Consider the following 26,454-nt stretch of genomic DNA (forward strand, 5'->3'; position numbering starts at 1 on the left):
CCGACCGGCGCACGACGCGCACGACATGCCGGTCACGTCGAGCTGGATCCGGCGAACGATAAGCCGCTCGTCGGGAATGGCCGCGGTCGTCAGTGTCATGTCTTTGGTCATTACCTCACTGCTTGGCGGCAGTCCGCCATCGCATAGTGTCTCTGCCCGTGGCACCCCGCAGCGACGACGACCAAACTACCTGGCTCGCATTGTCGGCGGGACGCGGCGATCCCGCGGCGCTCGAGCAGTTCATCCGCGCCACCCAACAAGATGTCTGGCGGTCGGTGGCGTACCTGGGCGATCCCACGTCGGCCGACGATCTGACCCAGGAAACGTTTCTGCGGGCCATCTCCGCACTACCCCGCTTCACCGGCCGGTCGTCGGCGCGCACCTGGTTGTTGTCCATCGCCCGGCGAGTGGTGGTCGACCAGATTCGCCACCGCCAGCGCCGTCCTCGCGCGCATTACAGCGTGGACGTGGACAAGCTGCTCGAAAGCCGTCGCCCTGCACGTGGATTCGAAGACATCGTGGAGATCCGTGTGCTGCTGGACGGGCTGGAGACCGATCGCAAACACGCATTGTTGTTGACGCAGGTGCTGGGGTTGTCCTATGCCGAGGCCGCGCAGGTGTGCGGGTGCCCGGTCGGCACCATTCGGTCCCGGGTTGCGCGCGCCCGGGAGGATCTGCTCAATGCGACCCGAGAAGGCGATCTGACCGGGTGATCCACCGGGCCGCGGGTGTGCCCGAGCGAATCGTTCCGATTGCGCCCGCCTAGCAGGATCCTTGCGCGCGCAACGCGGTTCCGCCCGCCACCTTGCTGCATTTCAGCGATGAGGCCGACGCGGCGTGCGGGTGCGGTTCGCCCGGGTCGCTCGACTTCGGCACGCCACTCAATCGGCGGATGGCGGTGCCCGGCAGATCCTCTTCGTTGGGCAGCGGCGCACCGAGTTCTTGCGCCAGGTCGTAGGTCGAGCGCGGAACTCCCGCCCACAGATTCCCGTCGTTGAGCAAGCTCGGGAACTCCCCGTTGTCGCCGTGGGTGGGATCGTCGTAGTTCGGGGTGCCGAACTCTTCGTGATAAAGCGAACCGAACGCCGAGTTGTCCAGCGCGCGGTTCACTGGCGTTTTCTGGTTGTAGATCCGATCGCCGATTGCCTGCACTGCCCGCACGCCCGGCGCCGGGTTGTCCAGGCCGGGCCGCCCCACCGCGTCGCCGGATTCGGTGCTGTGGCCGTGTGCGAAGGCGAACCCGGCGGCCAGCGAGCCCACCGCCAGCACCGCTCCTGCCACGGCGCCGCCGAGGATGTGACGGGTTCGGACCACCCGCGAGGATCGACGACGGTGTCTTCCGATGGTCATGCTTCACCTTTCGTTGAGTGGGTTGGATCTAGGAGGCGACCGAGCAGGTGTTCGACACGGCTAGGCGAGGCGCACCCCCAGGGCAGTTACTCTTCGGCTTCTTCTTACTGCCCGAATTGCTTTTGCCGCCACCGGACTTCGAACCGTCACTGTCGCTGGAACCGCCATGGTCATGCCCGGGGTGGGCAGACGCTACAGTCGCGGGCGGCCATAGCAGTAGGCCGCCGGCCAATACGCCCGCGCCGATCAATAACTGTGCGCCACGACGGCACCTGGTCGATCGCATATGTCAAATCTCCTCGTGTTGATTGCTCGTCCAGTAGTCGTATGAACCTGACGAAAAGTTCCCGGCCACTTTTCTGCTCGCCATTAAGGTGTCGCAGCATGACCCCCCTGGAACTCGCGTATCCCCGCCCCGACATCGCCGTCGTCACCCTCAACCGGCCCGAGAAACTCAACGCACTGTCCTTCGAACTTGTCGAGCATCTACACGCGACGCTCGACGAGATCGCGGCCGACAACGACTGCCGAGTCGTCGTGCTCACCGGCGCGGGCCGCGGGTTCTGCTCGGGTCTGGATCTGACCGCCCCCAACCCGTCGGAAGCAGGCGGCGGCACGGAGTTTCCGCGATCCGGTATGCGCTGGCAGGAGCGGATCGCCAACCTCACCGTCAAGCTGCATCGACTGCGCCAGCCGGTGATCGCGGCGGTCAACGGACCCGCCTACGGCGGCGGGTTCGCGCTCGCAGCGGCCTGCGACATCCGCTTCGCCAGCGAATCCGCCCGGTTCTGCACCCAATTCATCAAACTCGGCATCGGCGGATGCGACATCGGCGTCAGCTACACGCTGCCGCGGATCATCGGCGCGGGCCCGGCGTTCGACCTGATCCTGACCGCGCGGACCGTCGACGCCGAGGAGGCGCTGCGCCTGGGTCTGATCTCCCGGATCTCAGACCATGTCGTCGACGAGGCTCTGCAGACCGCCGAAACGCTATGCGGTTACGGCAAATTCGGCGTGGAGTCCACCAAACAGGTGCTGTGGGCCAACCTCGACGCCGGCTGCCTGGAGACGGCGTTGCACGTGGAGAACCGCAGCCAGATCCTGGCGTCGAGCAGCGGCGAGATGGCGGCGTTCAGCGAGGCGTTCCGCCGCCGTCGACAATGATCACCTGACCGGTGATGTAGCTACCCGCATTGGACGTCAAAAGCAATGCGGCGCCGACCATTTCGTCCGGTGACGCCAGCCGGCGCATCAGCGTGCCGCCGACCATCGCATTGATGGCCTCCTGTGGGTTCTTGCGCATCATGTCGGTGTCGACGGGTCCGGGCGCCAGCGCGTTCACCCGAATGCCGAAGGGCACGAACTCCGCGGCCATCGACCGGGTGAACGACATCAACGCCGCCTTGCCGGAGGCGTAGATCGACAAGGAGGGCGCGAAGTTGAACGCGCCGACGCTCACCATGTTCAGCACCGCGGCCGCCGGGCTTTCCTTCAGGTACGGCAGGGCATGTTGCACCAGAAACACCGGCCCGCGCAGGTTCACGTCGTAGGACTTGGTCAGCGCCTCCGGCGTCATCTGCCCCAGCGGCTGGGCAAGCGCGTTGGCGGCGTTGTTCACCACCACGTCGATGCCGCCGAACTCGTCGACCGTGCGCTGCACCAGCGCCGCGAGGTCGTCGATGTTGCCGAGGTGCGTGGGCACGCCAATGGCCCGCCCGCCGAGTCCGCGCAGATGTGCAGCGGCCTGCTCGCAGGCATCGGGTTTGCGGCTGGCCACCACCACGTTGGCGCCGGCGAGCAGGTAACCCTCGGCGAGTGCCAGGCCGATGCCCCTGGTGCCGCCCGTCACGATGACGGTGCGGTCGGTCATGTCGAAGAGTTGGTCAAAGGCTTTGCGGTCCACGCCCGTCAGTAGATCAGATGCAGCCGCTGATGCTGACCCGCCGCCCGACGTTGGCGCACACGCTGATGTTGGGCGGCGCAGCAGGCACGTAGGCCGGCGGCGGTGGCGGTGGCGGAGGCTCGCCGGGTGGCGGGGGCGGCGGTGGGGCCAGCACGTCGTTGAGCTCGTAGAGCGGGTCGGCACAGCCGCTGACGTCCACGTGCCTGCCGCCGACGGAGCCGCAGACCGTGGCCTGAGCCGACGCCACCGGAACCAGGGCGCCGACGAGCAGCGCCGCCGCGGACAGCCAGATCGTGCGCATGCCGGTCATCCTGCCCCGCTTCGCCGGCAACCGCGTCAGTTTCGGCAATTCCGCTCGCTGAGTCAGAGCATGCGCCGGCTGACGAACCGACGTGGCGCCCCGCTGATCGGGTCGTCGAATTCGATGCGGTACGCCAGCAGCTGCAACGGCTGGGTGAAGTCGTCGGTCGCAACCTCAATCACCTTGGGATACAACGGATCTCCAATGATCGGCAGCCCGATTGACGCCATGTGCACGCGCAGCTGATGGGTGCGGCCGGTGTAGGGCGTCAGCCGGTACAGATCCCCGTCGACGTGTTCGACATACGTCTCCGCGTTCGGCTCGCCGGCCTCCTCTACGGCCTGTAACTGCCCGCGGCGCTTGACGATTCGGCTGCGCACCACCGTCGGCAAATCCACGGACGGAGCCACCGCCGCCCGCGCCAGGTATTCCTTGCGCACCAGCCCGTCGGCGAAGAGCCGCTGGTAACGGCCGCGCAGTTCACGGCGCGTGGTGAACATCAGAACGCCGGCGGTGAGCCGGTCCAGGCGGTGCGCGGGTGATAGCTCGGGCAGGTCAAGCTCGCGGCGCAGCCGCACCAGCGCCGTCTGCGCCACGTGGCGGCCGCGCGGCATGGTGGCCAGGAAATGCGGTTTGTCGACCACGACGAGGTCGTCGTCGCGATACAACACGTCGACCTCGAACGGCACCGGCACCTCATCGCGCAGCTCGCGGTACAAATACACGTGGCTGCCCGGTGCCAGCGTCGTCGCCGCGTCCACCACCGCGCCGTCGGCCTGAACAACCTCTCCGGCAAGCACTTTCGCGCCCGCACCGAAGCGCCTCTCCAACTCGTCGAGCACGTTTCCGCCGTGCAACCGCACCCGCGCCGGACCGAGGCCGTCACGCACAGGCAGCGGCGGGACTCTCAATTGAGCGGCACCGGCTCGAGGATTTGCGCGCGCGCTTCGGGCGCGGCCTGCCGCAGCGCGTCGGCGGACTCGTCGTCCGGCTGCTGCTGCGAGCGGATCTCGGCGTCGACGCGCGCACAGTAGGTGGCGACTTCGCGGTCGATGTCCTCGGCGCTCCAACCCAACACCGGCGCAACCACTTCGGCGACCTCGCGGGCGCAATCGACACCGCGGTGGGGGTATTCGATGGAGATCCGCATCCGCCGGGCCAGGATGTCCTCGAGGTGCAGCGCACCCTCGGCCGCCGCGGCGTACCACGCCTCGACCTTCAGGTACACCGGGGCCGCGGTGATCGGGGTGAGCAATTCGGGACGCCCCTCGGCCATCTGCAGCACCTCGCCGATCATCGACCCGTAGCGGTCCAGCAGGTGGCGCACCCGGTAGGGATGCAGCCCGTAATGCGCACCGACGCTTTCGGTTTGGTTGATCAGCGCGAAGTAGCCGTCGGCGCCCATCAGCGGCACCTTCTTGGTGATCGACGGCGCGACCCTGGCCGGGATGTATTCGGCGGCCGCGTCGATCGCGTCGGCGCCCATCACGCGGTAGGTGGTGTACTTGCCGCCCGCGATGGCCACCAGACCGGGGGCGGGCACCGCGACGGCGTGCTCGCGCGAAAGCTTGGACGTCTCTTCGCTCTCCCCTGCCAGCAACGGACGCAGCCCCGCATACACGCCGTCGATGTCATCGTGGGTCAACGGCGTGGCCAGCACCGTATTGACGTGTTCGAGGATGTAGTCGATGTCGGCCTTGGTGGCGGCCGGGTGGGCCAGATCGAGATTCCAGTCGGTGTCGGTGGTGCCGATGATCCAGTGTGTGCCCCACGGGATCACGAACAGCACCGACTTCTCCGTGCGCAGGATGATCGCGACCTCGCTGACGATGCGGTCGCGCGGCACCACGATGTGCACACCCTTGGAGGCCCGCACCCGAAATCGCCCGCGCTGCTTCGACAATGCCTGGATTTCGTCGGTCCACACGCCCGTCGCGTTGACGACGACGTGGCCGCGCACCTCCGTCGTCGCACCGTTCTCGGAGTCGCGTACCTCCACGCCGATCACCCGGTCGCCTTCCCGCAGCAGCGCCACCACCTGCGTCGAGGACCGCACCACGGCCCCGTAGTGCGCTGCGGTGCGTGCCACCGTCATGGTGTGGCGCGCATCGTCGACCACGGTGTCGTAGTAGCGGATACCGCCGATCAGCGAACTGCGCTTGAGCCCCGGCGCCAGCCGCAGCGCGCCCGCCTTCGTCAAATGCTTTTGCCCCGGAACGGATTTCGCGCCGCCCAGCTGGTCGTAGAGGAAGATGCCCGCCGCCACATACGGGCGTTCCCACCACCGCTTCGTCAGGGGAAACAGAAACGGCAGCGGTTTGACCAGGTGCGGCGCCAGCGTCGTCAATGACAACTCGCGCTCGTAGAGCGCCTCGCGGACCAACCCGAACTCCAGCTGCTCCAGATAGCGCAGCCCGCCGTGGAACATCTTCGAGCTGCGACTCGACGTGCCCGAGGCGAAGTCACGGGCCTCCACGAGCGCCACCTTCAGCCCGCGCGTCGCCGCGTCCAGGGCGGCCCCGGCCCCCACCACGCCGCCGCCGATGACGACGACGTCGAACTGCTCGCTGCCGAGCCGCTCCCACGCCTCTTCCCGCTGCTGCGGGCTCAGCAAGGTCTGCCCGTTGCCCGCAAACGCGTCGCTCACGTCGAATCGTCCTTGTTACTCGTCGGTATGGCGCTCTCGTCCCCAGGCTACTGTGTTTGCCCCGCCCGTCGCGCTAGTCCAAATCGTCGTGTGCCATGAGGCGGCGGCCCGCCTCGGTGATCGAGCCGGTCAGCGACGGGTAGACCGAGAACGACTCGGCAAGCTCGTCGACCGGCAGCCCGTCCTGCACGGCCATCGCGATCGGCAGGATCAGCTCCGAAGCGATCGGGGCGACCACCACACCGCCGATCACCACGCCGGTGGCCGGGCGGCAGAAGATCTTGACGAAGCCGCGACGCAGTCCCGACATTTTGGCGCGGGCATTGGTGTTCAGCGGCAGCATGATCGTGCGGGCGGGCACGGAGCCGTCGTCGATCTTGGTTTGCGGCACACCGACCGCGGCGATCTCGGGGCGGGTGAACACCGCCGCCGCGACGGTGCGCAGCCGGATCGGGGCCAGCGCCTCACCGAGCGCGTGATACATCGCGATGCGGCCCTGCATGGCCGCCACCGAGGCCAGCAGCATCAAGCCCGTGCAGTCGCCGGCGGCGTAGATCCCGGGGACCGAGGTGCGCGACACGCGGTCGACGGTGAGGTAATCGCCGGGCCCGAGCTCGATGCCGACCTTCTCCAGGCCCAGGCCGCTGGTGTTGGGCACCGAACCGACGGTCATCAGCGCGTGGCTGGCCTCGACGGTGCGACCGTCGGTCATGGTGACCAACACCCCGCCGTCGGTGCGGGTCACCGAATCGGCGCGGGCGTTCTTGACCAACGTCACGCCACGCTCGGCGAGCGCATCCTCCAGCACTGCCGCGGCGTCGGAGTCCTCGTGCGGCAGGATCTGGTCGCGGCTGGCGACCACAGTGACTTTGACGCCGAGTTCGGTGTAGGCGTTGACGAATTCGGCGCCGGTGACGCCCGAGCCCACGACGACGAGGTGTTCGGGCAGCTTCTCGAGGTCGTAGAGCTGGCGCCAGTTGAGGATGCGTTCACCGTCGGGCTCGGCGTTGGGCAGCACCCGCGGGCTCGCGCCGGTGGCGATCAGCACCACGTCGGCCTTGAGTTCGTTGATGGTGCCGTCGTGCGCGGTGACCTTGACGGTGTGGGTGGCCATGCCGGGGACGTCGTCGACCAATTCACCGCGGCCGGCGATCAACGTGACGCCCTCGCTGCGCAGCCGGTCGGCGATGTCTTTGGACTGCGCGGCCGCCAGCGTCTTGACCCGCTCGTTGATCTTCGGCAGCGAGATCTTGGCGTCCTCGAACTCCAAGGCGTAGCCGAGGTCGGGCGCGCGGCGCAGTTCGGTGCGCACGCCGGTGGACGCGATGAACGTCTTCGACGGCACGCAATCCCACAGCACGCAGGCGCCGCCGATGCCGTCGCTGTCCACGACGGTCACCTCTGCGATTTCGGGGCCGCGGGCCGCCGCGACCAATGCCGCTTCATATCCGGCGGGCCCGCCGCCGATGATCACAATGCGGGTTGGCACCCGCTTAACGTAGCTTCCCGCTGCCAAGCGCGCCGAAGGCTTTAGGCTTTCCCCCGTGCCGCTATACGCCGCGTACGGATCGAACATGGATCCAGAGCAGATGCTGGAGCGGGCTCCCCATTCTCCGATGGCGGGTACCGGATGGCTGCACGGGTGGCGGCTTACGTTCGGCGGTGAGGACATCGGCTGGGAGGGCGCGCTGGCCACCGTCGTCGAGGATCCGGATTCCAAGGTGTTCGTCGTGCTCTACGACGTGACACCGGCCGACGAGCAGAACCTCGACCGCTGGGAGGGTTCAGAGCTCGGCATCCACAAGAAGATCCGATGTCGGGTGGATCGCATATCGTCGGACACCACAACCGATCCCGTGCTGGCGTGGCTGTATGTGGTGGACGCCTGGGAAGGCGGGCTACCGTCGGCGCGCTACCTCGGTGTCATGGCCGACGCGGCCGAGATCGCCGGTGCGCCACCGGATTACGTGCACGATCTGCGCACCCGCCCAGCCCGCAACATCGGCCCCGGCACCACCTAGGCCCCCGTTCCGGGGGGCATCAGGAGGCCTGGTCGATGATGTTGACCAGGACGCGCACGCCGACGGCCAATGCGCGCTCGTCGATGTCGAAAGTCGGCTGGTGCAAATCTTTTTGCGGCCCGCGGCCGGTCCATACACCCAGGCGCGCCATCGCTCCGGGCACCTCCTCGAGATACCAGGAGAAGTCCTCGCCGCCGCCGGACTGGCGAGTGTCGGCCAGCACGTCGGGGCCGACGGCCTCGATCGCATGGGTGAGAATCCGCGTCGACACCTCTTCATTGACCACCGGCGGCACCCCGCGGCGGTACTGCACGCTGTGCTCGATGCCCAGCGGCGCCAACAGCGACGAAACTGCCTCCCGCACAATGGATTCCAATGTCAACCAGGTGTCGCGGCTGGCGGTGCGGATGGTGCCGGCGACCGTCCCGGTTTGCGGTATCGCATTGGCCGCCACCCCCGCGTTGACCGCGCCCCACACCATCACCGTCGAGTTGCGCGGGTCGATGCGGCGCGACAACACCCCGGGCACCCCGGTGATCAGTGTGCCGAGCCCGTACACCAGATCACCGGTCAGATGCGGCCGCGACGTGTGCCCGCCGTGCGAATGCAGCGTCACCTCGACCTGATCGGCCGCCGAGGTGATGGGCCCCGGCCGCACCGCCACCTTGCCCACGGCCAGCCGCGGGTCGCAGTGCAGCGCGAAGATCCGCGACACCCCGGTCAGCGCGCCCGCCGCGATCGCATCGATCGCGCCGCCCGGCATCAGTTCCTCGGCCGCCTGGAAGATCAGCCGCACCCCGACCGGCAGCTCGGGCACCGCGGACAGCGCCAGCGCCGTGCCCAGCAGCATCGCCGTGTGCGCGTCGTGGCCGCAGGCGTGCGCGACATTGGGCACCACCGAGGCGTATGGCGCGCCGGTGCGCTCGGCCATCGGGAGCGCGTCCATATCGGCGCGCAGCGCGATCCGCGGCCCATGTGAGGGGCCGAAATCGCAGGTCAGACCCGTGCCACCCGGCAGCACCTTGGGGTTGAGGCCGGCGTCGGCCAAGTGTGAGGCGACGAACTGCGTCGTCGCGAATTCCTGACGCCCCAGCTCGGGATGCGCGTGGATGTGCCGCCGCCACGCCACCAGGTCGTCGTAGTGCGCGTCCAGCCAGGAATCGGCGGCGTCGATGAGGCTCACGATGCCCCCCTGCGCGCATGCAGCTCGAGCACCCGATCGCGCTCGGCGGGCGTCTCGGCCAGGCGTACCACCGTGCGCGCCAACATGATCGCGCCCTCGACGACGGCCGCATCGGCGCTCGGGCCCGCGGCGGCCGCGGTGAACGCCGGCTGATGGATGGACGCGCCGCCCGCGTCGACGCCGACGATCGGATGGATGCCGGGCATCACCTGGGTGACGTTGCCCATGTCGGTGCTGCCCAGCGGCAGCGTCGACTCGAGGTCCTCGGGCATCGGGTCGCGGCCGCAGCGTCGCATCTCGTCGCGGAACACCGAGGCCAGCCAGCGATCGGGCACCAACTCGGCATACGGCGGCGCGGTCTCGGCGACCTCGTGCGAGCAGCCCGTGGCCACCGCCCCCGCCGCGAAGCAGCCCGCCATCTTCGACTCCAGCTCGCGCAGCGACGACGAGTCGGCCGCGCGCATCGTGTAGCGCAGCTCGGCGCGGGCCGGGATGACGTTGGTGGCCCGCCCGCCGTCGGTGACGATGCCGTGCACCATCTGCCCGGGAGCCAGCTGCTGGCGCAAGAGCCCGACGGCCACCTGCGCGACGGTGACGGCGTCGGCGGCGTTCACACCCAGATACGGCGCGACGGCGGCGTGCGATTCCTGGCCCGTGTAGGTGACACTCACCTCGGACAGCGCCAGCGAGCGGGCCGCGGCGATGTCGGCCGGCCCGGGATGCAGCATCACCGTCGCGGCGATGTCGTCGAACGCTCCGGCCTTGAGCAGCAACACTTTTCCGCCGCCGGACTCTTCGGCGGGCGTGCCCAGCAGCACCACCGTCAGCCCGAGCTCGTCGGCCACCTCGGCTAGCGCCAGCGCGGTGCCCACCGCGGAGGCCGCGATGATGTTGTGCCCGCACGCGTGACCGATGTCCGGCAGCGCGTCGTACTCGGCGCAAATCCCGATGACCAACGGCCCGCTGCCGAACGAGGCGCGAAACGCGGTCTGAAGCCCGCCGGCCGCGGCGGTCATCTCGAAACCGTACTCGGCGACCAGCGCCTGGGTCTTGGCGCAGCTGCGGTATTCGTGAAACGCCAATTCGGGTTCGGCGTGAATCGCGTGCGACAGTTCGATCAAATCGCCACGGCGCCGGTTGACTGCGTCCTCGACGCAGGACGACGCGGTGACGGTGGGCATCCTCGCAGTATCTCACTGGCCGTTAGGCTGCCGACTTGTGACCGATGCCGACGTCGCCGCAGCCGCGATCCGCGACCGCACCGGCGTCGCCGCTCATGACGTCGCGGTGGTGCTGGGCTCGGGATGGGCGCCTGCGGTCGACGAGCTGGGCGACGCGGTCGCGGTCATTCCGATGGCCGAACTGCCGGGCTTCATCCCACCCACCGCGGAAGGTCACGGCCACCAAGTGCTGTCGATGCGCATCGGCGATCATCGGGTGCTGGTGCTCGTCGGCCGGATCCACGCGTATGAGGGCCACGACCTGAGCCATGTCGTGCACCCGGTCCGCGCCGCCTGCGCGACGGGCGTGCACACCGTCGTACTGACGAATGCGGCGGGCGGGCTGCGGGAGGACTACCGCGTCGGCCAGCCCGTGCTGGTCGCCGACCACCTGAACCTCACGGCGCGGTCACCGCTGGTCGGGGCGCAGTTCGTGGACATGGTCGACGCCTACTCCCCGCGATTGCGGGCACTGGCCCGGGAGGTCGACCCGTCACTGGCCGAGGGCGTTTACGCCGGGCTGGGTGGCCCGCAGTACGAGACGCCGGCCGAGATCAGGATGCTGCGGGTGCTGGGCGCCGATCTGGTCGGGATGTCGACGGTTCACGAGACCATCGCGGCCCGCGCGGCCGGTGCCCAGGTGCTGGCCGTCTCGCTGGTGACCAATCTGGCCGCGGGCATGACCGATGAGCCGTTGAGCCACGAGGAAGTGCTGGAGGCGGGCCGTCAGTCGGCGACGCGGATGGGTTCCCTGCTGGGTTCGGTGATCGCGCGGCTCTGACCGGTCAACCGCAGCACGACGCGGGCCACCAGCGGCGCTGCGAACAACATCAACAGGACGCGCAGCACCTGGGCGGCGATGACGAAGGTGACGTTGGATCCGGTTTCCACGGCCATCGCCAGCACGGCGTAGACGCCCCCGGGTGTGGTGGCGAGGTAGCCCTCCAGCGGCGTCAGCCCGGCGAAGTGGGCCAACAGTGCGCCGAGGCCGCCGATCGCGACGGTCAGCGCGGCGATCAACGCCAGGGCCGCGGGCATGATCCGCCAGATCACCTGCACCGCTTCGCGGGTGAACACCACGCCGGCCTGCCAACCGATCACCATGTAGGCGATCTGCACCAGCACCACCGGCACGGCCAACCCGAACGAAAGCCCGGTGAGCTCGAGCGCCACGGTCAGCGCCAGCGGCCCGAGCAGGCCGGCGCCCGGCAACCGGATCAGCCGACCGCCGGCGGCCCCGATCGCGATCAGGCCGACCATGATCGCGATGCTGAGATACCAAGGCGCCGTGACTGTTTCGGGAGTCGCCACGGCATCGTGGGCACGGTCCGCGTGGTAGACGACCGCGGCCACCAGGGGCAGTGACGCGGTCACCAGCGCCACCCGCAGGTACTGCACCACCGACACCACCCGGTCGTCGCCGCCGAGTTCGCGGGCGATCGACACCAAGCCCGAAGCACCGCCGGCCACCAGCGCCAGCGACCCGGTGAGCGGGGTGACGTCACGGTGCAAGCCGAGCAGCGCGCCGGCCACGATGCTGATCAGCAAGGTACCGACGGCGACGGCCACCACGATCGGCCATTCCGCGCCGAGGGCATCGACCGCGTCGGGTTGCACCATCGTGCCGATATAGACACCCAGCATCCCTTGCGCCGTGGTACCGATCGGATGGGGAATGCCTTTGGGCGCCAACGACAACAAGGCGAGCACGATGCCGACAAGCAATCCGGCGAACAGCGCGGCGGACGGGACGCCGACCCGGGTGAGTGGGATGGTGACGACGACCGTCACCGCGATCAGTAGTGCCCACCTGCCCATTCGCCGCAAACCGCTCCTCACGTTCTCGATATACAAAGTGTGCCCTTATCAATTCATGATTGCAACTTGGTGTTAGGTGCGTGACAGCGCAGATTTACCAAGGTATAACTTGGCTATGACGCCAGCCACAGAATTGCGGGAGTCGATCATGGCGGTGGCCAGGCAGATGCGTCGGCATCGCCCGGACCACGGCCTCACGCTCACCCAGATGGAGCTGCTCGGCGAAGTCAGCCGAACCGGGGTCACGACGCCGGCCGAGCTGGGCGCGCGGCTGCACGTGCGGGTGCAGTCGCTGACCGACAGCATCAACGACTTGGTCCGCCGCGGACTCATCTCTCGCCGGCCCGACGAGGCCGATCGCCGCCGCCAGCTCATCGAGCTCACCGCGGCGGGCGTGGCGCTGCTCGAAGCGGACCGCGCCGAACGCGACGAATGGCTCTACAACACCATGCGAGAGAACCTCTCCGAGCTGGAGTTCGGGCTCCTCGTGCTGGCCGCGCCGGTGTTGCGCAAGCTGGCTTACACCGACGGCAAAGCGGGCACACTAGCCGTATGACGGATACGCGGACCGACATTTCGGCGGCCGCGCAGGAGTGGATTGCCCATGACCCCGACCCCCAGACCGCTGCCGAATTGGCGGCGTGTAGCGACGCGGAGCTCGAAGAGCGGTTCGCACAGTCATTGACTTTCGGGACGGCGGGTTTGCGCGGGCCCCTGCGCGGCGGACCCAACGGGATGAACCTGGCCGTCGTCCTGCGCACGACGTGGGCGGTCGCGAAAGTGCTGAAGGACAGACACCTTGGCGGTTCTCAGGTGGTAATCGGCCGCGACGCGCGTCACCGTTCGGACGACTTCGCCCTGGCCGCCGCTGAAGTCCTTGCCGCCGAAGGGTTTCAGGTCATGCTGATGCTGGCGGCGGTGCCGACGCCGGTGGTCGCGTTCACGGTTCGACATCTCAACGCCGCTGCGGGCATTCAGATCACCGCATCGCACAACCCGGCGTCGGACAACGGCTACAAGGTGTACTTCGACGGCGGTATGCAGATCATTCCGCCGACCGACGCCGAGATCGAGGCGGCCATCGAGAAGGCACCGCACGCCGACGAAATCGCCAGGGCGCCAGTGGAGGTCGGCGGCATCACCGAGATCCAGCACTACATCGACCGCGCGGCGCATGTGCGGCGCACCTCGAGGTCGGTGCGGGTGGCGTTCACCGCGTTGCACGGCGTCGGCGGCGAATACATGCTCGACGCGTTTGTCCGCGCCGGGCTGAAAGACATCCACGTGGTGGAGAGTCAGTTCGCGCCCGATCCGGACTTCCCGACCGTGCCGTTCCCGAACCCGGAGGAGCCGGGCGCCGTCGACGCGCTGCTTGCGTTGGCCGCCGAGGTGGACGCCGAGATCGCCATCGCGCTGGACCCCGACGGCGACCGGTGCGCAGTCGGTGTACCGACAGCCGACGGCTGGCGGATGCTCTCCGGTGACGAAACAGGTTGGCTGCTGGGCGATTACATTCTGTCCCAGATCGAGCCCGGCCCGGTGACCGAGGCGACGGTGGTGGCCAGCACGGTGGTGTCGTCGCGGATGCTGGCCAGTATCGCCGCGGCGCACGGCGCCCGCCACGTCGAGACGTTGACCGGGTTCAAGTGGTTGTCCCGCGCCGACGCCGACCTGCCCGGCTGCACGCTGGCCTACGCCTACGAGGAAGCCATCGGGCATTGCGTCGACCCGGCCGCGGTGCGGGACAAGGATGGCATCAGCGCGGCGGTGCTCGCGTGCGATCTGGTTGCGGCGCTGCGCGACCACGGCCGCACAGTGCTGGATGCACTGGACGACCTGGCGCGAGTGCACGGCGTGCATTTGACGTCAGCGGTGACGCGACCCGTCGCGTCAGCGGAGGAGGCCGCCGCCATCATGGCGCGGTTGCGCGATACCCCGCCCGACCGGCTCGGCGGATTCGAGATCGCGGTCACCGACCTGCTGAGCGAGCGCGGATCGCGGCACACCGATGCGTTGATATTTACCGGCGGCGACGCGGATACCTCGGTGCGTGTGGTGGTGCGCCCGTCGGGCACTGAGCCAAAGCTCAAGTCTTACCTTGAGGTTCGGTGTGCGCCCAGCGACGACCTGGCGGCCTCCCGCTTGCGGGCGCGGGCATTGCAGGACGACCTGGTTGATGTTGCGCAGCGGTTCTAACGCGGCCTCATGGTGGACCGCCGTCGAGACTGTAGTTATCGAGAGGTTTTTCCAGTAACGACCACGACAACTACAGTCTCGCGGAGGCGATGGCGCTAGCGTGGCCCGAACTGCCGGTCGCCGGCATCACCCAGGCCCGGCACGATGTAGGCGATTTCATTGAGCCGCTCATCGATGGCCGCGGTGAACAACCGCAGATTCGGCGCCACCTTCTCGATCGCGGCTAGCCCTTCCGGGGCGACAACCACGCAAATCGCTGTGATGTCAACGGCATTGCGGGCCTGCAACAGGCGGATGGTGTGCGCCATCGAACCGCCCGTCGCCAGCATCGGGTCCAGCACCATCACCGGCTGACCACTCAAATCGTCGGGCAATGACTCCAAATACGGTGTGGGCTGGTGTGTTTCCTCGTCGCGCGCCACGCCGACGAATCCCACCCGCGCTTCGGGGATCAGCACGTGCGCCTGATCGACCATGCCCAGACCGGCGCGCAAAACCGGCACCAACAGCGGCGGGTTGGCCAGTCGGCAGCCCGTGGTCTCGGCCAGCGGGGTGCGCACTCCAACCGTCTCCACGGCGGCGTCGCGGGTGGCCTCGTACACCAACATCAACGTCAGGTCGCGCAGCGCCGCGCGGAACACCGCGTTGTCGGTGCGCTCGTCGCGCAGGGTGGTCAGCCGCGCGGCGGCCAACGGGTGGTCGACGACGCGCACATCCATGGGCCGAACCCTAATGGAACCGAACGGCCTCGGCGGACGTCCTAACCGCATGCTCGCCGATACTGATGCCATCCGCGCGCTCGGCCTCGCCTGTCGCTCGCACGCCGCCGACCTTGCCGCCGTCGCGGCGACGTTGTCCGCGGTGCCGTCCACCGGGGCGGTCGACACCTTCGGGCCCGTGGGCGCCCGGTTCCTCGCCGCACTGTCAGCCGCAATAGCCGAGCAGTCGCGTGCCGTCGCCACGCTGGCCGAGCGGGTCACGGCAGGCTCCGCCACCGCGGACGGATCGGCCACCGCCTACGACGACGCCGAGGGCCGCACCGCGACGCGGCTGCAGGTCTGAGGTGCCCAGCGCGCTGGTCGCCGCGTTGTCGGCGCCGATCCGGGAGGTGCAGTCGCTCGTCGGCCCCGGCTGGTTCGGCGATCCGAGCGGTGAGCCCGCCGCCGTCCTGGCCGGCGTCCGCGACGCGCTGGGCGACGTCTCGAGCGCGATCGGCCGGAGCTGGACGCAGGCGAGCACCCAGTGGGCGGGCGCCGGCGCGGACGGCGCGGACGACTTCGCGGCGACGACGGTCGCGGCGGTCGACGCGCTCGCGGCCAAAGCGGATCAACTGGGCAGCGCGGCCGAGGCCGCCGCGTCGGCGGTGGCACGGGCCAAACAGCGGTTGCGGGCCATCGTCGAGCGCTTCGAGGCGCGCGCGGCGGCCCTGGAGCCCTACCTGGACGAGCCCGGCACCGCGGAGGAGCTCGTCGCAGAGGCCCAGCAGTCGCTGCGGGAGGCCATCGCCGTCGTCGACGAACTCCAATCCGAACTCGACGGTTACGCGTCGGCGGTGGCCGGCCCCACGGCACCGAGCATGCCTGCGTCCACCGCACCGGCCGGTTTCAGCGGTGCACCGATGGGCGCCATGTCAGGCCTCGGCTCCGCCGCGGGCCTGCGCAAGCTCGCGGCGTCAGCGCCGGACCTGCAAGAAGCCGCCGTGCCCCGCCTCGACCCGGAGACCTTCGGCGAGGGTGTGGCTGTGCGCCTGCCCGACGGCAGCACCGCGATGGCGCCGAATGCGGTGGCGGCCAGCGCTGTCCGTCACGCCCTCACACAACTGGGCGTGCCCTATCACTGGGGCGGCACCACACCCGGCGTCGGGCTGGACTGCAGCGGGCTGACGCAGTGGGCGTATCACGAAGCGGGACTGAACATTCCGCGACTCGCGCAGGAGCAGGACATCGGCGCCGCGGTGTCGTCCAACCAGCTGCGGCCGGGCGACCTCGCGGTGTGGGACGGCCATGTCGCGATGATCGTCGGCAACGGGATGATGATCGAGGCGGGAGATCCCGTACAGCTCTCGCCGATCCGAACCACCAACGCAGGCCAAGGTTTTCAGGGATTCTGGCGGCCCACTGAGGCTATGGCAGCACCGTTTTCATCAGCATGACGTTGTATGCCGACCACAGGGACAGGTTGTAGTAGAGCTCACGGCCCGTCGACCACGGATGCAGGTACGGCGCGTAGATCCCGCCGGGGAACTGCGCCGACGTCACCACCACCTGCTCGGGACTCCACGGCCCTTGCGGCGCCGGCGCGGTGCGCGCCACCACGTCGTTGGCGCCGTTGCAGTACAGCATCAGGTATTGCTTGAGGTGTGTGTTGTACTGGGCCGACATTTCCCCCACCGGCCCTGGGACTACCGGCGTCGCCGCACCGGGATCCCTTGGCACCCAGGCATTCTGCGCGGAGTTCCAGTACTCGTATTTGGTGAGATCCGGTACGTAGGCTTGTGGCACCCGCGCCACGTACGCCGCGCCGCCGCGCCCGGACGGTGTCCCGAATGTGTAGAGATACGGGTCGCCGGGCCCGGGCCGAAGAAACGCCCCCTGCTGGAAGTTCTCGTTCCCCCGCACATAGGACACCCGTGCGACGTCGTTGGGCGCGGGCGTGCGGATGGTGCCGGGATACACACCCCAGTTCTCGCCGTTGTCCTTCGACACCGCGATCGCCGAGAAGTTCGTCGACCATCGGCCGTCGCTGTCCCAGTTCTTGATCGACATGAAGTTCAGGTACTGCGTCCGCCCAACGGAAATGCCCGCTGTCGGAATGATTCCCTTCTCCGTCGGCGCCCACTTGATGCTGTTGATGATCTGCTTGGACAGCCCCGGCGCCCACACCGGTGATCCCGAATAGCTGTTGCCCACAGCCCCGTTCGGAACGCTGATCGTCTTGGCCAGCGCACCGTCCTGGCTGCGGAACAACGCGTTGTAGCGCCATTGCTGACCGCGCACGCTGCAATAGCCGTAGGTGTCGCCAAAGGCCATCAGCACCTGGCGCGCGGCGGGATCGCCGTTGTCCCACATGATTCCGAGGTCGGTCCCGGTGATGGCGAACCGTTTGACGGTGTCGTTGGGGCTATCGGGTCCGGTCACCCAGCCGACCAGCGACGTGCCCGGCGGCGGTCCCGGTGCGGGCGGGGCCGGGGCTGGATTCGGGTTCTGCTGAGCGGCATTCGGCACGGGCGGGGTGGGCTGCGGCGCCACCCCAACTTGCTGCTGCACGCGAGCTGAGCGTGGGCTGAGCGCGTTGAGGATCGCCAACGGCAGCTGCCCCAGCTTGGGTAGCGGCGCGCGTTCGTTGGCCCCGGACGGGCGGTGCCCTCGCGGCCGGCCGTTGCCGGGCAGAGGCGGTGTCGGCGCCGGCGCCGTGGCCGGCGGTCGGATCGCGGCAGCGGCACCGGTGCACGGCTCTGCGGCCGCCGACGGCGCCGCGACAAGCGCGATACTCAATCCGATCACGGCTGCCGACGCCGATGCGATTCGTGGACGCGGCGACATGTCACACCCTTCCCCTGGGCAAGACGTCGCGTTGACGCCAGCCACTGGCTGATGTGACGATAGTGATGAATGTGGCGGTTGTGGCCTCTGATGTCGTTTAGGTGCTCATCCGTGACCGTGTCGCAACCCGGAACCCGACAGCGTCGCCCGGCGTCGAACACCGTGTGGACCTCGATGCACAAGTCCGCCGGTTCGACGACGTCATGGCCCGCGCCAGGGCGCGGGCCGCCGCGCTGGACCGGGCCCTCGACGACCTCGCCGACCGCGACGTCGACGCCGTCGTGGCGGACCTGATCGACAAGTTTGGCCGGTGACCGTCCGGGGTGCACAGAGCGCGTCGTTAGGCTGTGCCGCATGGCTGCTGACATCGTGCCGGTTCGGCTCGGGCTGACCAAGGGCGACCTCTACACACTGTGGGCTCCACGCTGGCGCGATGCCGGCGACGAGTGGGAGGCGTTTCTGGGCAAGGACGACGACCTGTACGCCTTCGAGTCGGTCGCCGACCTCGTGGCGTTCGTGCGGACCAACAAGGACAACGACCTCACCGACCACCCGGCGTGGGAGTCGCTGACCGAGGCGAACGCGCACAAGCTCGACCCGGCGCAGGACCGGCAGTACGACATCGTGGGCGTGCCCGAGATCGTCGCCGAGAAACCCTCCGAGGATTCGGTGCAAACACTGCACCGAACGTTGGCGATCGTGTCGGCGCTCGGATCGGTCTGCGAACTTCCCGCGGTGACCAAGTTCTTCAACGGCAATCCGGTGCTGGGCACGCTCGGCGGCGGCATCGACGCGTTCACGGGGCGCGCGGGCCGCAAGCGCTGGGCCGAAATCGAAGCGGTGATCGGGCGCGCCTGGGACAACGTGGTGGACGCCCTCGACGGCATCGTCAGCACCCCCGACGTCGACGACGCCGCGTCGGAGAAAGCGCAAGCCGAACTCGACGAGCCGGCACCCGAGCCCGACGAGGACGAGGACGAGACCGCGGCCGAGACGGCCGAGTTCGAGTCCGACGAAGAGCACGAGGAGGCAGAAGAAGCCGAGGAATTGGAGGACCACGCCACGGGCTCGGTGCTGGGCAGTGACGAGGACTTCTGGCTCAAGGTGGGCATCGACCCGGTGCGGATAATGACCAGCGGCGGAACATGGTTCACGCTGCGCTGCTACCTCGACGACCAGCCGGTGTTCCTGGGTCGCAACGGCCGGATCAGCGTGTTCGGCTCGGAGCGGGCACTGGCGCGCTACCTCGCCGACGAACACGACCACGACCTGTCCGATCTGGCCACCTACGATGACATCCGCACCGCGGCGACGGACGGCTCGCTGGAGATCGACGTCACCGAAGAGAACGTCTACGTGTTGAGCGGCATCGCCGACGACATCGCCGACGGCCCCGACGCCATCGACCGCGAACAGCTCGAGCTTGCCGTCGAATTGCTCAGGGACGTCGGCGTTTACGCCGAAGACGAGAGCAAGGTCACCGAGGCGCTGGACGAGGACAGCGCGCTGGGCAGATTCGTCGCCCATGCGCTCGATCCGGACAACGTGCGCCGGCCCAGCCCGCCGTATGCGAAGGCCGTCGAGCAGTGGGAGGCGTTGGAGGCGTTCGTCGAGTCGCGGTTGCGGCCCGAGTAGAACCTCAGCCCACCAGCACGGCGTAGCGCGGCTTGATCACGTCATCGATGATGGCCAGTCGCTCGTCGAACGGGATGAACGCCGACTTCATCGCGTTGATGGTGAACCGCTCGAGATCGCTCCAGCCGTAGCCGAATGCCTCGACGAGGCGCAGCATTTCCTGGCTCATCGTGGTATCGCTCATCAGCCGGTTGTCGGTGTTGACGGTGACGCGGAATCGTGACCGCGCCAGCAGGTCGAACGGATGCTCGGCGATGCTGTTGACCGCGCCGGTCTGCACGTTGGAGCTCGGACACAGCTCGAACGGAATTCGCTTGTCCCGCAACAGCGCCGCCAGCCGTCCCAGTTTCACCGATCCGTCCGGTTCCACGGAGATGTCGTCGACGATCCGCACCCCGTGGCCGAGGCGGTCGGCGCCACAGTAGGCGATGGCCTCGTGGATGGACGGCAGCCCGAACGCCTCGCCCGCGTGGATTGTGAAGCGCGCGTTGTTGTTTCGCATGTACTCGAACGCGTCCAGGTGCCGGCTCGGCGGGTAGCCCGCTTCGGCGCCGGCGATGTCGAAGCCCACCACGCCCTGATCGCGGAACCGGATGGCCAATTCGGCGATCTCCCGTGAGCGCGCCGCGTGACGCATCGCCGTCACCAGGCAACGCACCGTGATGGTGCGGCCCTCGCTGCTCGCGGCCTTCTCCCCGTCGGCAAAGCCGGCCAGCACGGCGTCGACGACCGCGTCGAGCGACAATCCGCCGTCGATGTGCAGCTCCGGCGCGAACCGCACCTCGGCGTAGACGACGTTGTCCTCGGCGAGGTCTTCGACGCATTCGTAGGCCACCCGGTGCAGCGCCTCCGGTGTCTGCATCACCCCGACGGTGTGCGCGAAGGGCGCCAAATAGCGCACCAGCGATCCGCTGTGCGCGGCGGTGCGGAACCAGGTGGTCAGCTCCTCGGCGTCGGCGGCGGGCAGCTCGTCGTACCCGCACTGTTCGGCCAGCTCCAGCACGGTGGCCGGGCGCAGCCCGCCGTCGAGGTGATCATGCAGCAGCGCCTTGGGTGCATGACGGATCGATTCCAGGGTCAACGGCGTCGTCATATGTCCATCTTGCGCACGCCCGAGGCGCCGAAGTCCAGTGAAAAGGGGTCAGTTCACCGCTCGGTTATCCGATCGATGATCAACGGCCGCCTCGGCGGCGCGGCGGACCCGACGCTCCACGCACCGTCGAGCTCCGCCATCGCCGCGGCGAACCGCTCCGGAGTGTCGGTGTAGAGCGTGAACAGCGGCTCGCCCGCGGCCACGGGCTCCCCCGGCCGGCGGTGAATCCGCAGCCCGGCCCCCGACTGCACGCGCTCGCCGGGTGCGGATCGGCCCGCGCCGAGCCGCCAGACCGCCATCCCGACCGCCAAGGCGTCGATGTCACCCATCACGCCGGAGCGGGGGGCGGTGACGGTTTCCGATGACGCCCCGACGGGCAGCGGCTGGTCCAGGTCGCCGCCCTGCGCCGTCACCAGCTGGCGGAACCGGTCCATCGCGGAGCCGTCCCGCAGTGTCTCGGCGGGGTCGCGGGCGTCCAGGCCCGCCATGGCGAGCATCTCGGCGGCCAGCGCCAGCGTCAGCTCGACCACGTCGGCCGGACCGCCCCCGGCCAGCACGTCCAGCGATTCGGCGACCTCGATCGCGTTGCCCACCGCGCATCCCAGCGGGACCGACATGTCCGTGAGCAGCGCCCGGGTCGCAACCCCGTGCGACACGCCAAGGCCGACCATGGTGCGGGCCAGCTCGCGCGCGTCGGCCTCGGCCTTCAAAAACGCGCCGGAGCCCACCTTGGTGTCCAGCACCAGCGCGCGGGTGCCCTCGGCGATCTTCTTGCTCATGATCGAGCTGGCGATCAGCGCCAGGGAGTCGACGGTGGCGGTGATGTCGCGCAGCGCGTAGAGCTTGCGGTCCGCCGGCGCCAGCTCGCCTGCGGCGAAGATGGCCGCACCGATATCGCAAAGCTGTTGGCGTATCTGGCTTTTGGTCAACTCAGCGGTGAAACCCGGAATCGACTCCAGCTTGTCCAGCGTGCCGCCGGTGTGGCCGAGGCCGCGTCCCGACGCCTGCGGCACCGCGCCGCCGCAGGCCATTACGACGGGCAGCAGCGGGATGGTGATCTTGTCGCCCACCCCGCCGGTGGAGTGCTTGTCCACCAACGCCAGCGGTCTACCGTCGCGGCGCAGATCCGTGAAGTCCAGCTTCTCCCCCGAAGCCACCATCGCCGCCGTCCATCGCGCAATCTCCGCACTCGTCATGCCGCGCAGGAAGATCGCCATCAACAGCGCCGACATCTGCTCGTCGGCCACCCGGCCGTGGGTGTACGCGTCGATCACCCAGTCGATCGCCTCGTCGGAGAGGGCGCCGCCGTCGCGCTTGGTCCGGATGATGGTCGGAGCGTCAAATGGATGCGACATTGGGCCACGCGCGTCAAATGTGAACTGCGTCACGGTATTTCCTCGTGCGGGGGCTCGCGACGGGCCAGATCGTCGGGCCCGAAGGCGTCGGGCAGCAGCTCACCCAGCGGTCGCGGGCCGAGCGGATGGTCGATGAGCAACTGCGGCCCACCATGTTCGAGAAGCACTTGCCGACACCGGCCGCAGGGCATCAGCAGCTCGCCGGCGGCGTCGACACATGTCAGTGCGACGAGCCTGCCGCCACCCCCGGAATGCAGGGCACAGACCACAGCGCACTCGGCACAGAGACCTAGGCCATATGAGACATTTTCCACATTGCAGCCGGCCACCATCCGGTGATCGTCGACCAGCGCGGCGGCGCCGACCGGGAAGCCCGAATACGGCGCGTACGCGTGGGTGGCGGCTTCAGTTGCCTTGTGCCGCAACATCTTCCAGTCGATTTCCGGGTGCGGTCGAGCCGATTCTGAATGCATTCCGAAGCCCCTGTCCAACCGCACGACTACTTAGATAGGCGACCCTAAGTTGTCCATATTTTGACGTCCGAACGGCTACACCGTAGTTCGTTGCGCAGTACAAATGGGTTTAGAGTCGCCCCGAGGTTTGGGGCTGGGGTTGCAGACCGGTCCCGAGCGTCCCACCGATGGCGTTGGAGGCCCGATGAGTACTCAGACACCGAGTCTGACATCTGCGGCTCCGGAAGTACCGGCTCCGCTCCCGAAACCGGCGCGTCGTCGCACCCTCTATCGCGGTGATCCCGGGATGTGGTCCTGGGTGCTGCACCGCATCACCGGGGCGACCATCTTCTTCTTCCTGTTCGTGCACGTGCTGGACACCGCGCTGGTGCGGGTGAGCCCGCAGGCCTACAACGAGGTGATCGAGACCTACAAGACCCCGATCGTCGGGTTGATGGAGGTCGGGCTGGTGGCGGCCGTGCTCTACCACGCGCTCAACGGCGTGCGGGTCATCCTGATCGACTTCTGGCGGCACGGCCCGCGCTATCAACGGCTGATGTTGTGGATCGTCGCCGGCGTCTTCCTGGCGGTGATGATCCCGGCGGTGGGCGTGATGGGCATGCACATGGCGGAGCGGTTCCTGTGAGCGCGCCATCGGGCCCCTGGACGCCCCACCACCGCGAGGGCCGCATCGCCCCGGTGCTCGAACGCGAACACGACCGCCCCGCCGCACTCGACCATCCCCGCGCACCGCGCCGCCCAAGGGGCATCCCCTACTTCGAGAAGTACGCCTGGCTGTTCATGCGGTTCTCCGGCGTGGCGCTGGTGTTTCTCGCGCTCGGGCACCTGTTCGTGATGCTCATGTGGGACGACGGCGTCTACCGCATCGACTTCAACTACGTCGCCGAGCGCTGGGCCTCACCGTTCTGGCAGATCTGGGACATGGCGCTGCTGTGGCTGGCCAACATCCACGGCGCCAACGGCATGCGCACCATCATCGGCGACTACGCCCGCAAGAACGTCACCAAGTTCTATCTGAATTCGCTGTTGTTGCTGGCGACGGGATTCACGTTGGTGTTGGGCACCTACGTCCTGGTCACCTTCGACGCGAATATCGGGGGTTGAGTAAATGATTCAGGAACATCGCTACGACGTCGTCATCGTCGGTGCCGGCGGCGCGGGCATGCGCGCGGCCGTCGAGGCCGGCCCGCGGGTGCGCACCGCTGTGCTGACCAAGCTCTACCCCACCCGTAGCCACACCGGCGCCGCCCAGGGCGGAATGTGCGCCGCGCTGGCCAACGTCGAAGAGGACAACTGGGAGTGGCACACCTTCGACACCGTCAAGGGCGGCGACTACCTCGCCGACCAGGACGCGGTCGAGATCATGTGCAAGGAAGCCATCGACGCGGTGCTCGACCTCGAGAAGATGGGGATGCCGTTCAACCGCACCCCCGAGGGCCGCATCGACCAGCGCCGGTTCGGCGGGCACACCCGCGACCACGGCAAGGCCCCGGTGCGGCGAGCGTGCTACGCCGCCGACCGCACCGGCCACATGATCCTGCAGACGCTGTACCAGAACTGCGTCAAACACGACGTCGAGTTCTTCAACGAGTTCTACGCACTCGACATCGCGTTGACCGACACCCCCGGCGGGCCGGTCGCAACGGGCGTGATCGCGTATGAGCTTGCCACCGGCGACATTCACGTGTTCCACGCCAAGGCGATCGTGTTCGCCACCGGCGGGTCGGGCCGGATGTACAAGACGACGTCGAACGCCCACACGCTGACCGGCGACGGGCTGGGCATCGTGTTCCGCAAGGGTCTTCCGTTGGAGGACATGGAGTTTCACCAATTCCATCCGACAGGCCTTGCGGGGCTTGGGATTCTGATCTCCGAGGCGGTCCGCGGCGAGGGCGGCCGGTTGCTCAACGCCGACGGCGAACGGTTCATGGAGCGCTACGCGCCGACGATCGTCGACCTCGCACCCCGCGACATCGTCGCCCGCTCAATGGTTCTCGAGGTGCTGGAAGGCCGCGGCGCCGGCCCCAACAAAGACTACGTCTACATTGACGTGCGCCACCTCGGCGAGGACGTGCTCGAGGCCAAGCTGCCCGATATCACCGAATTCGCCCGCACGTACCTCGGCGTGGATCCGGTCAAGGAACTGGTGCCCGTCTACCCGACGTGCCACTACGTGATGGGCGGCATCCCGACGACGGTGCACGGCCAGGTGTTGCGCGACAACACGTCCGTCGTGCCCGGGTTGTACGCGGCCGGCGAATGCGCGTGTGTGAGCGTGCACGGCGCCAACCGGTTGGGCACGAATTCATTGTTGGACATCAACGTGTTCGGCCGTCGTGCCGGCATCGCGGCGGCGAATTACGCACTGGGACATGACTTCGTCGAGATGCCGCCGGATCCCGCGGGCATGGTGGTCGGCTGGGTCGGAGACATCCTGTCCGAGCACGGCAACGAGCGCGTCGCCGACATCCGCGGTGCGCTGCAGCAGTCGATGGACAACAACGCCGCGGTGTTCCGCACCGAAGAGACGCTGAAGCAGGCGCTGACGGACATCCACGCTCTCAAGGAGCGCTACAGCCGAATCTCGGTGCACGACAAGGGCAAGCGCTACAACAGCGATCTGCTGGAAGCCATCGAGCTGGGCTTCCTGCTGGAGTTGGCCGAAGTCACCGTCGTGGGCGCGTTGAACCGCAAGGAATCTCGCGGCGGGCACGCCCGCGAGGACTACCCCAACCGCGACGACACCAACTACATGCGCCACACCATGGCCTACAAGCAGGGCACCGAGTTGCTCAGCGATATCCGGCTGGACTACAAGCCCGTGGTGCAGACCCGCTACGAGCCGATGGAGCGGAAGTACTGACATGACTACTGACGAGCGCTTGCGCGAGGAAAAATGACTATCGCACCTGACGTCAACACCCAGGACGCGTCGATCCCGCCCGTGCCCGAGGGCGCGGTGATGGTGACGCTCAAGATCGCTCGCTTCAACCCGGAGGATCCGGACGCCGCCGGCTGGCAGAGCTTCCGGGTGCCGTGCCTGCCGTCGGACCGGCTGCTCAACCTGCTGCACTACGTGAAGTGGTACCTGGACGGCACGCTGACGTTCCGGCGGTCCTGCGCGCATGGGGTGTGCGGGTCGGACGCGATGCGGATCAACGGGGTGAACAGGTTGGCGTGCAAGGTGCTGATGCGCGACATGCTTCCGAAGAAGCCGGGCAAGCAGCTCACCATCACCATCGAGCCGATCCGCGGTCTGCCCGTCGAGAAGGACCTCGTGGTGAACATGGAGCCGTTCTTCGATGCCTACCGCGCCATCAAGCCGTACCTGGTCACCAGCGGCAATCCCCCGACGCGGGAACGGATTCAGAGCCAGACCGACCGCGCCCGCTACGACGACACCACCAAGTGCATCCTGTGCGCGTGCTGCACCACGAGCTGCCCGGTGTACTGGACGGAGGGGTCGTACTTCGGGCCCGCCGCAATCGTCAACGCGCACCGGTTCATCTTCGACAGCCGCGACGAGGCCGCCGCCGAACGGTTGGACATCCTCAACGAGGTGGACGGCGTGTGGCGCTGCCGCACGACGTTCAACTGCACGGAGTCCTGCCCGCGTGGCATCCAGGTCACACAGGCGATCCAAGAGGTCAAGCGCGCGCTGATGTTCGCCCGCTAAGTGCGATTTCGGCGCGCGCAGTCGCGGTGAGCGCGACCCAG

Annotated in this window: 28 protein-coding genes; 14 read left to right on the top strand and 14 right to left on the bottom strand. The window is 68.2% G+C overall.

Translation table 11 applies throughout. From position 1 onward, the window contains the following. Positions 1 to 158 precede the first annotated feature (158 nt). Complete coding sequence (gene sigC / locus CWS39_RS06850) at positions 159 to 713, top strand: RNA polymerase sigma factor SigC (protein ID WP_102142164.1); 555 nt, start codon at positions 159 to 161, stop codon at positions 711 to 713. A gap of 49 nt (positions 714 to 762) precedes the next feature. Here the strand turns inward: sigC and CWS39_RS06855 are convergent, their stop codons facing one another. Further along, a complete protein-coding gene (locus tag CWS39_RS06855) occupies positions 763 to 1,350 on the bottom strand; it encodes a hypothetical protein (RefSeq protein WP_142386810.1) in 588 nt (195 codons plus the stop codon). A gap of 384 nt (positions 1,351 to 1,734) precedes the next feature. On the opposite strand from CWS39_RS06855, the gene CWS39_RS06860 reads away from it, so the two are divergent. Further along, positions 1,735 to 2,514: an enoyl-CoA hydratase/isomerase family protein gene (locus CWS39_RS06860; RefSeq protein ID WP_102142166.1), complete on the top strand. Its 780-nt coding sequence runs from the start codon at positions 1,735 to 1,737 to the stop codon at positions 2,512 to 2,514. On the opposite strand, the gene CWS39_RS06865 is transcribed toward CWS39_RS06860, so the two are convergent. From CWS39_RS06865 to CWS39_RS06885, 5 genes are all read right to left on the bottom strand, one after another. Beyond that, the gene (locus tag CWS39_RS06865; protein ID WP_102142167.1) at positions 2,483 to 3,253 is read right to left on the bottom strand and encodes an SDR family NAD(P)-dependent oxidoreductase; all 771 of its coding nucleotides are present in this window, start codon (positions 3,251 to 3,253) and stop codon (positions 2,483 to 2,485) included. The genes CWS39_RS06860 and CWS39_RS06865 overlap by 32 nt on opposite strands. 13 nt (positions 3,254 to 3,266) lie before the next feature. Then, positions 3,267 to 3,554 carry an RNA-binding protein gene (locus tag CWS39_RS06870; protein WP_102142308.1) on the bottom strand — a complete coding sequence of 96 codons (288 nt, stop codon included), beginning with the start codon at positions 3,552 to 3,554 and terminating at the stop codon, positions 3,267 to 3,269. 62 nt (positions 3,555 to 3,616) lie between these two features. Beyond that, entirely contained in the window at positions 3,617 to 4,444 is an 828-nt protein-coding gene (locus CWS39_RS06875) for a pseudouridine synthase (RefSeq protein WP_102142168.1), read from the bottom strand. Between the two features lie 17 nt (positions 4,445 to 4,461). Next, a complete protein-coding gene (locus tag CWS39_RS06880) occupies positions 4,462 to 6,201 on the bottom strand; it encodes a glycerol-3-phosphate dehydrogenase/oxidase (RefSeq protein WP_102142169.1) in 1,740 nt (579 codons plus the stop codon). Positions 6,202 to 6,274: 73 nt separating this feature from the next. Next, positions 6,275 to 7,690, bottom strand: coding sequence for an NAD(P)H-quinone dehydrogenase (locus tag CWS39_RS06885; RefSeq protein ID WP_102142170.1), 1,416 nt, complete (start codon positions 7,688 to 7,690; stop codon positions 6,275 to 6,277). 55 nt (positions 7,691 to 7,745) lie between these two features. Here CWS39_RS06885 and CWS39_RS06890 point away from each other — a divergent pair, with 55 nt between their 5' ends. Further along, a complete protein-coding gene (locus CWS39_RS06890; RefSeq protein WP_102142171.1) occupies positions 7,746 to 8,222 on the top strand; it encodes a gamma-glutamylcyclotransferase family protein in 477 nt (158 codons plus the stop codon). 19 nt (positions 8,223 to 8,241) lie between these two features. Here the strand turns inward: CWS39_RS06890 and CWS39_RS06895 are convergent, their stop codons facing one another. Together CWS39_RS06895 and CWS39_RS06900 are read right to left on the bottom strand one after the other, a co-directional pair. After that, the gene (locus CWS39_RS06895; RefSeq protein WP_102142172.1) at positions 8,242 to 9,405 is read right to left on the bottom strand and encodes an amidohydrolase; all 1,164 of its coding nucleotides are present in this window, start codon (positions 9,403 to 9,405) and stop codon (positions 8,242 to 8,244) included. Continuing rightward, complete coding sequence (locus CWS39_RS06900) at positions 9,402 to 10,586, bottom strand: M20 family metallopeptidase (RefSeq protein WP_102142173.1); 1,185 nt, start codon at positions 10,584 to 10,586, stop codon at positions 9,402 to 9,404. The genes CWS39_RS06895 and CWS39_RS06900 overlap by 4 nt, the downstream gene beginning before the upstream one ends. A gap of 37 nt (positions 10,587 to 10,623) precedes the next feature. Between CWS39_RS06900 and CWS39_RS06905 the strand changes: the two genes are divergently transcribed. Beyond that, a complete protein-coding gene (locus tag CWS39_RS06905) occupies positions 10,624 to 11,406 on the top strand; it encodes a purine-nucleoside phosphorylase (protein WP_102142174.1) in 783 nt (260 codons plus the stop codon). On the opposite strand, the gene CWS39_RS06910 is transcribed toward CWS39_RS06905, so the two are convergent. Then, the gene (locus tag CWS39_RS06910; protein ID WP_102142175.1) at positions 11,352 to 12,443 is read right to left on the bottom strand and encodes an AbrB family transcriptional regulator; all 1,092 of its coding nucleotides are present in this window, start codon (positions 12,441 to 12,443) and stop codon (positions 11,352 to 11,354) included. The genes CWS39_RS06905 and CWS39_RS06910 overlap by 55 nt on opposite strands. Positions 12,444 to 12,558: 115 nt before the next feature. Here CWS39_RS06910 and CWS39_RS06915 point away from each other — a divergent pair, with 115 nt between their 5' ends. After that, entirely contained in the window at positions 12,559 to 12,999 is a 441-nt protein-coding gene (locus CWS39_RS06915) for a MarR family winged helix-turn-helix transcriptional regulator (RefSeq protein WP_102142176.1), read from the top strand. After that, entirely contained in the window at positions 12,996 to 14,639 is a 1,644-nt protein-coding gene (locus tag CWS39_RS06920) for a phospho-sugar mutase (RefSeq protein WP_102142177.1), read from the top strand. The genes CWS39_RS06915 and CWS39_RS06920 overlap by 4 nt, the downstream gene beginning before the upstream one ends. 95 nt (positions 14,640 to 14,734) lie before the next feature. Here CWS39_RS06920 and upp read toward each other — a convergent pair whose 3' ends face one another. Continuing rightward, positions 14,735 to 15,358 carry a uracil phosphoribosyltransferase gene (upp, locus tag CWS39_RS06925; protein ID WP_102142178.1) on the bottom strand — a complete coding sequence of 208 codons (624 nt, stop codon included), beginning with the start codon at positions 15,356 to 15,358 and terminating at the stop codon, positions 14,735 to 14,737. Positions 15,359 to 15,407: 49 nt separating this feature from the next. Between upp and CWS39_RS06930 the strand changes: the two genes are divergently transcribed. Further along, positions 15,408 to 15,701: a hypothetical protein gene (locus tag CWS39_RS06930; RefSeq protein ID WP_102142309.1), complete on the top strand. Its 294-nt coding sequence runs from the start codon at positions 15,408 to 15,410 to the stop codon at positions 15,699 to 15,701. 1 nt (position 15,702) lies between these two features. Then, complete coding sequence (locus CWS39_RS06935; RefSeq protein WP_102142179.1) at positions 15,703 to 16,791, top strand: C40 family peptidase; 1,089 nt, start codon at positions 15,703 to 15,705, stop codon at positions 16,789 to 16,791. Here the strand turns inward: CWS39_RS06935 and CWS39_RS06940 are convergent. Then, a complete protein-coding gene (locus tag CWS39_RS06940; protein WP_102142180.1) occupies positions 16,763 to 18,181 on the bottom strand; it encodes a glycoside hydrolase family 183 protein in 1,419 nt (472 codons plus the stop codon). The two genes, CWS39_RS06935 and CWS39_RS06940, sit on opposite strands and share 29 nt — an antisense overlap. A gap of 164 nt (positions 18,182 to 18,345) precedes the next feature. Here CWS39_RS06940 and CWS39_RS28840 point away from each other — a divergent pair, with 164 nt between their 5' ends. Further along, positions 18,346 to 18,495: a hypothetical protein gene (locus CWS39_RS28840; protein ID WP_158240324.1), complete on the top strand. Its 150-nt coding sequence runs from the start codon at positions 18,346 to 18,348 to the stop codon at positions 18,493 to 18,495. Between the two features lie 40 nt (positions 18,496 to 18,535). Beyond that, a complete protein-coding gene (satS, locus tag CWS39_RS06950; RefSeq protein ID WP_102142182.1) occupies positions 18,536 to 19,816 on the top strand; it encodes a protein export chaperone SatS in 1,281 nt (426 codons plus the stop codon). A gap of 4 nt (positions 19,817 to 19,820) precedes the next feature. Here satS and CWS39_RS06955 read toward each other — a convergent pair whose 3' ends face one another. The 3 genes from CWS39_RS06955 to CWS39_RS06965 are packed head-to-tail and all read right to left on the bottom strand — an operon-like array spanning position 19,821 to position 22,737. Then, on the bottom strand, positions 19,821 to 20,909 hold the full coding sequence (locus CWS39_RS06955) for an adenosine deaminase (protein ID WP_102142183.1): 1,089 nt from the start codon (positions 20,907 to 20,909) through the stop codon (positions 19,821 to 19,823). 53 nt (positions 20,910 to 20,962) lie between these two features. Then, positions 20,963 to 22,264: a thymidine phosphorylase gene (locus CWS39_RS06960; RefSeq protein WP_102142184.1), complete on the bottom strand. Its 1,302-nt coding sequence runs from the start codon at positions 22,262 to 22,264 to the stop codon at positions 20,963 to 20,965. Between the two features lie 29 nt (positions 22,265 to 22,293). Then, positions 22,294 to 22,737: a cytidine deaminase gene (locus tag CWS39_RS06965; RefSeq protein WP_102142185.1), complete on the bottom strand. Its 444-nt coding sequence runs from the start codon at positions 22,735 to 22,737 to the stop codon at positions 22,294 to 22,296. Between the two features lie 286 nt (positions 22,738 to 23,023). On the opposite strand from CWS39_RS06965, the gene sdhC reads away from it, so the two are divergent. Genes sdhC through CWS39_RS06985 form a run of 4 tightly spaced genes read left to right on the top strand, consistent with a single transcriptional unit; the run spans position 23,024 to position 26,413 of the window. Next, positions 23,024 to 23,362 carry a succinate dehydrogenase, cytochrome b556 subunit gene (sdhC, locus tag CWS39_RS06970; protein WP_233213399.1) on the top strand — a complete coding sequence of 113 codons (339 nt, stop codon included), beginning with the start codon at positions 23,024 to 23,026 and terminating at the stop codon, positions 23,360 to 23,362. Further along, complete coding sequence (locus tag CWS39_RS06975; protein WP_102142187.1) at positions 23,359 to 23,841, top strand: succinate dehydrogenase hydrophobic membrane anchor subunit; 483 nt, start codon at positions 23,359 to 23,361, stop codon at positions 23,839 to 23,841. The genes sdhC and CWS39_RS06975 overlap by 4 nt, the downstream gene beginning before the upstream one ends. 4 nt (positions 23,842 to 23,845) lie before the next feature. Continuing rightward, the gene (sdhA, locus tag CWS39_RS06980) at positions 23,846 to 25,600 is read left to right on the top strand and encodes a succinate dehydrogenase flavoprotein subunit (RefSeq protein WP_102142188.1); all 1,755 of its coding nucleotides are present in this window, start codon (positions 23,846 to 23,848) and stop codon (positions 25,598 to 25,600) included. A gap of 33 nt (positions 25,601 to 25,633) precedes the next feature. Then, entirely contained in the window at positions 25,634 to 26,413 is a 780-nt protein-coding gene (locus tag CWS39_RS06985) for a succinate dehydrogenase iron-sulfur subunit (RefSeq protein WP_102142189.1), read from the top strand. Positions 26,414 to 26,454 lie beyond the last annotated feature (41 nt).

The organism is Mycobacterium hubeiense (assembly GCF_002838065.1).
GTDB lineage: Bacteria > Actinomycetota > Actinomycetes > Mycobacteriales > Mycobacteriaceae > Mycobacterium > Mycobacterium hubeiense.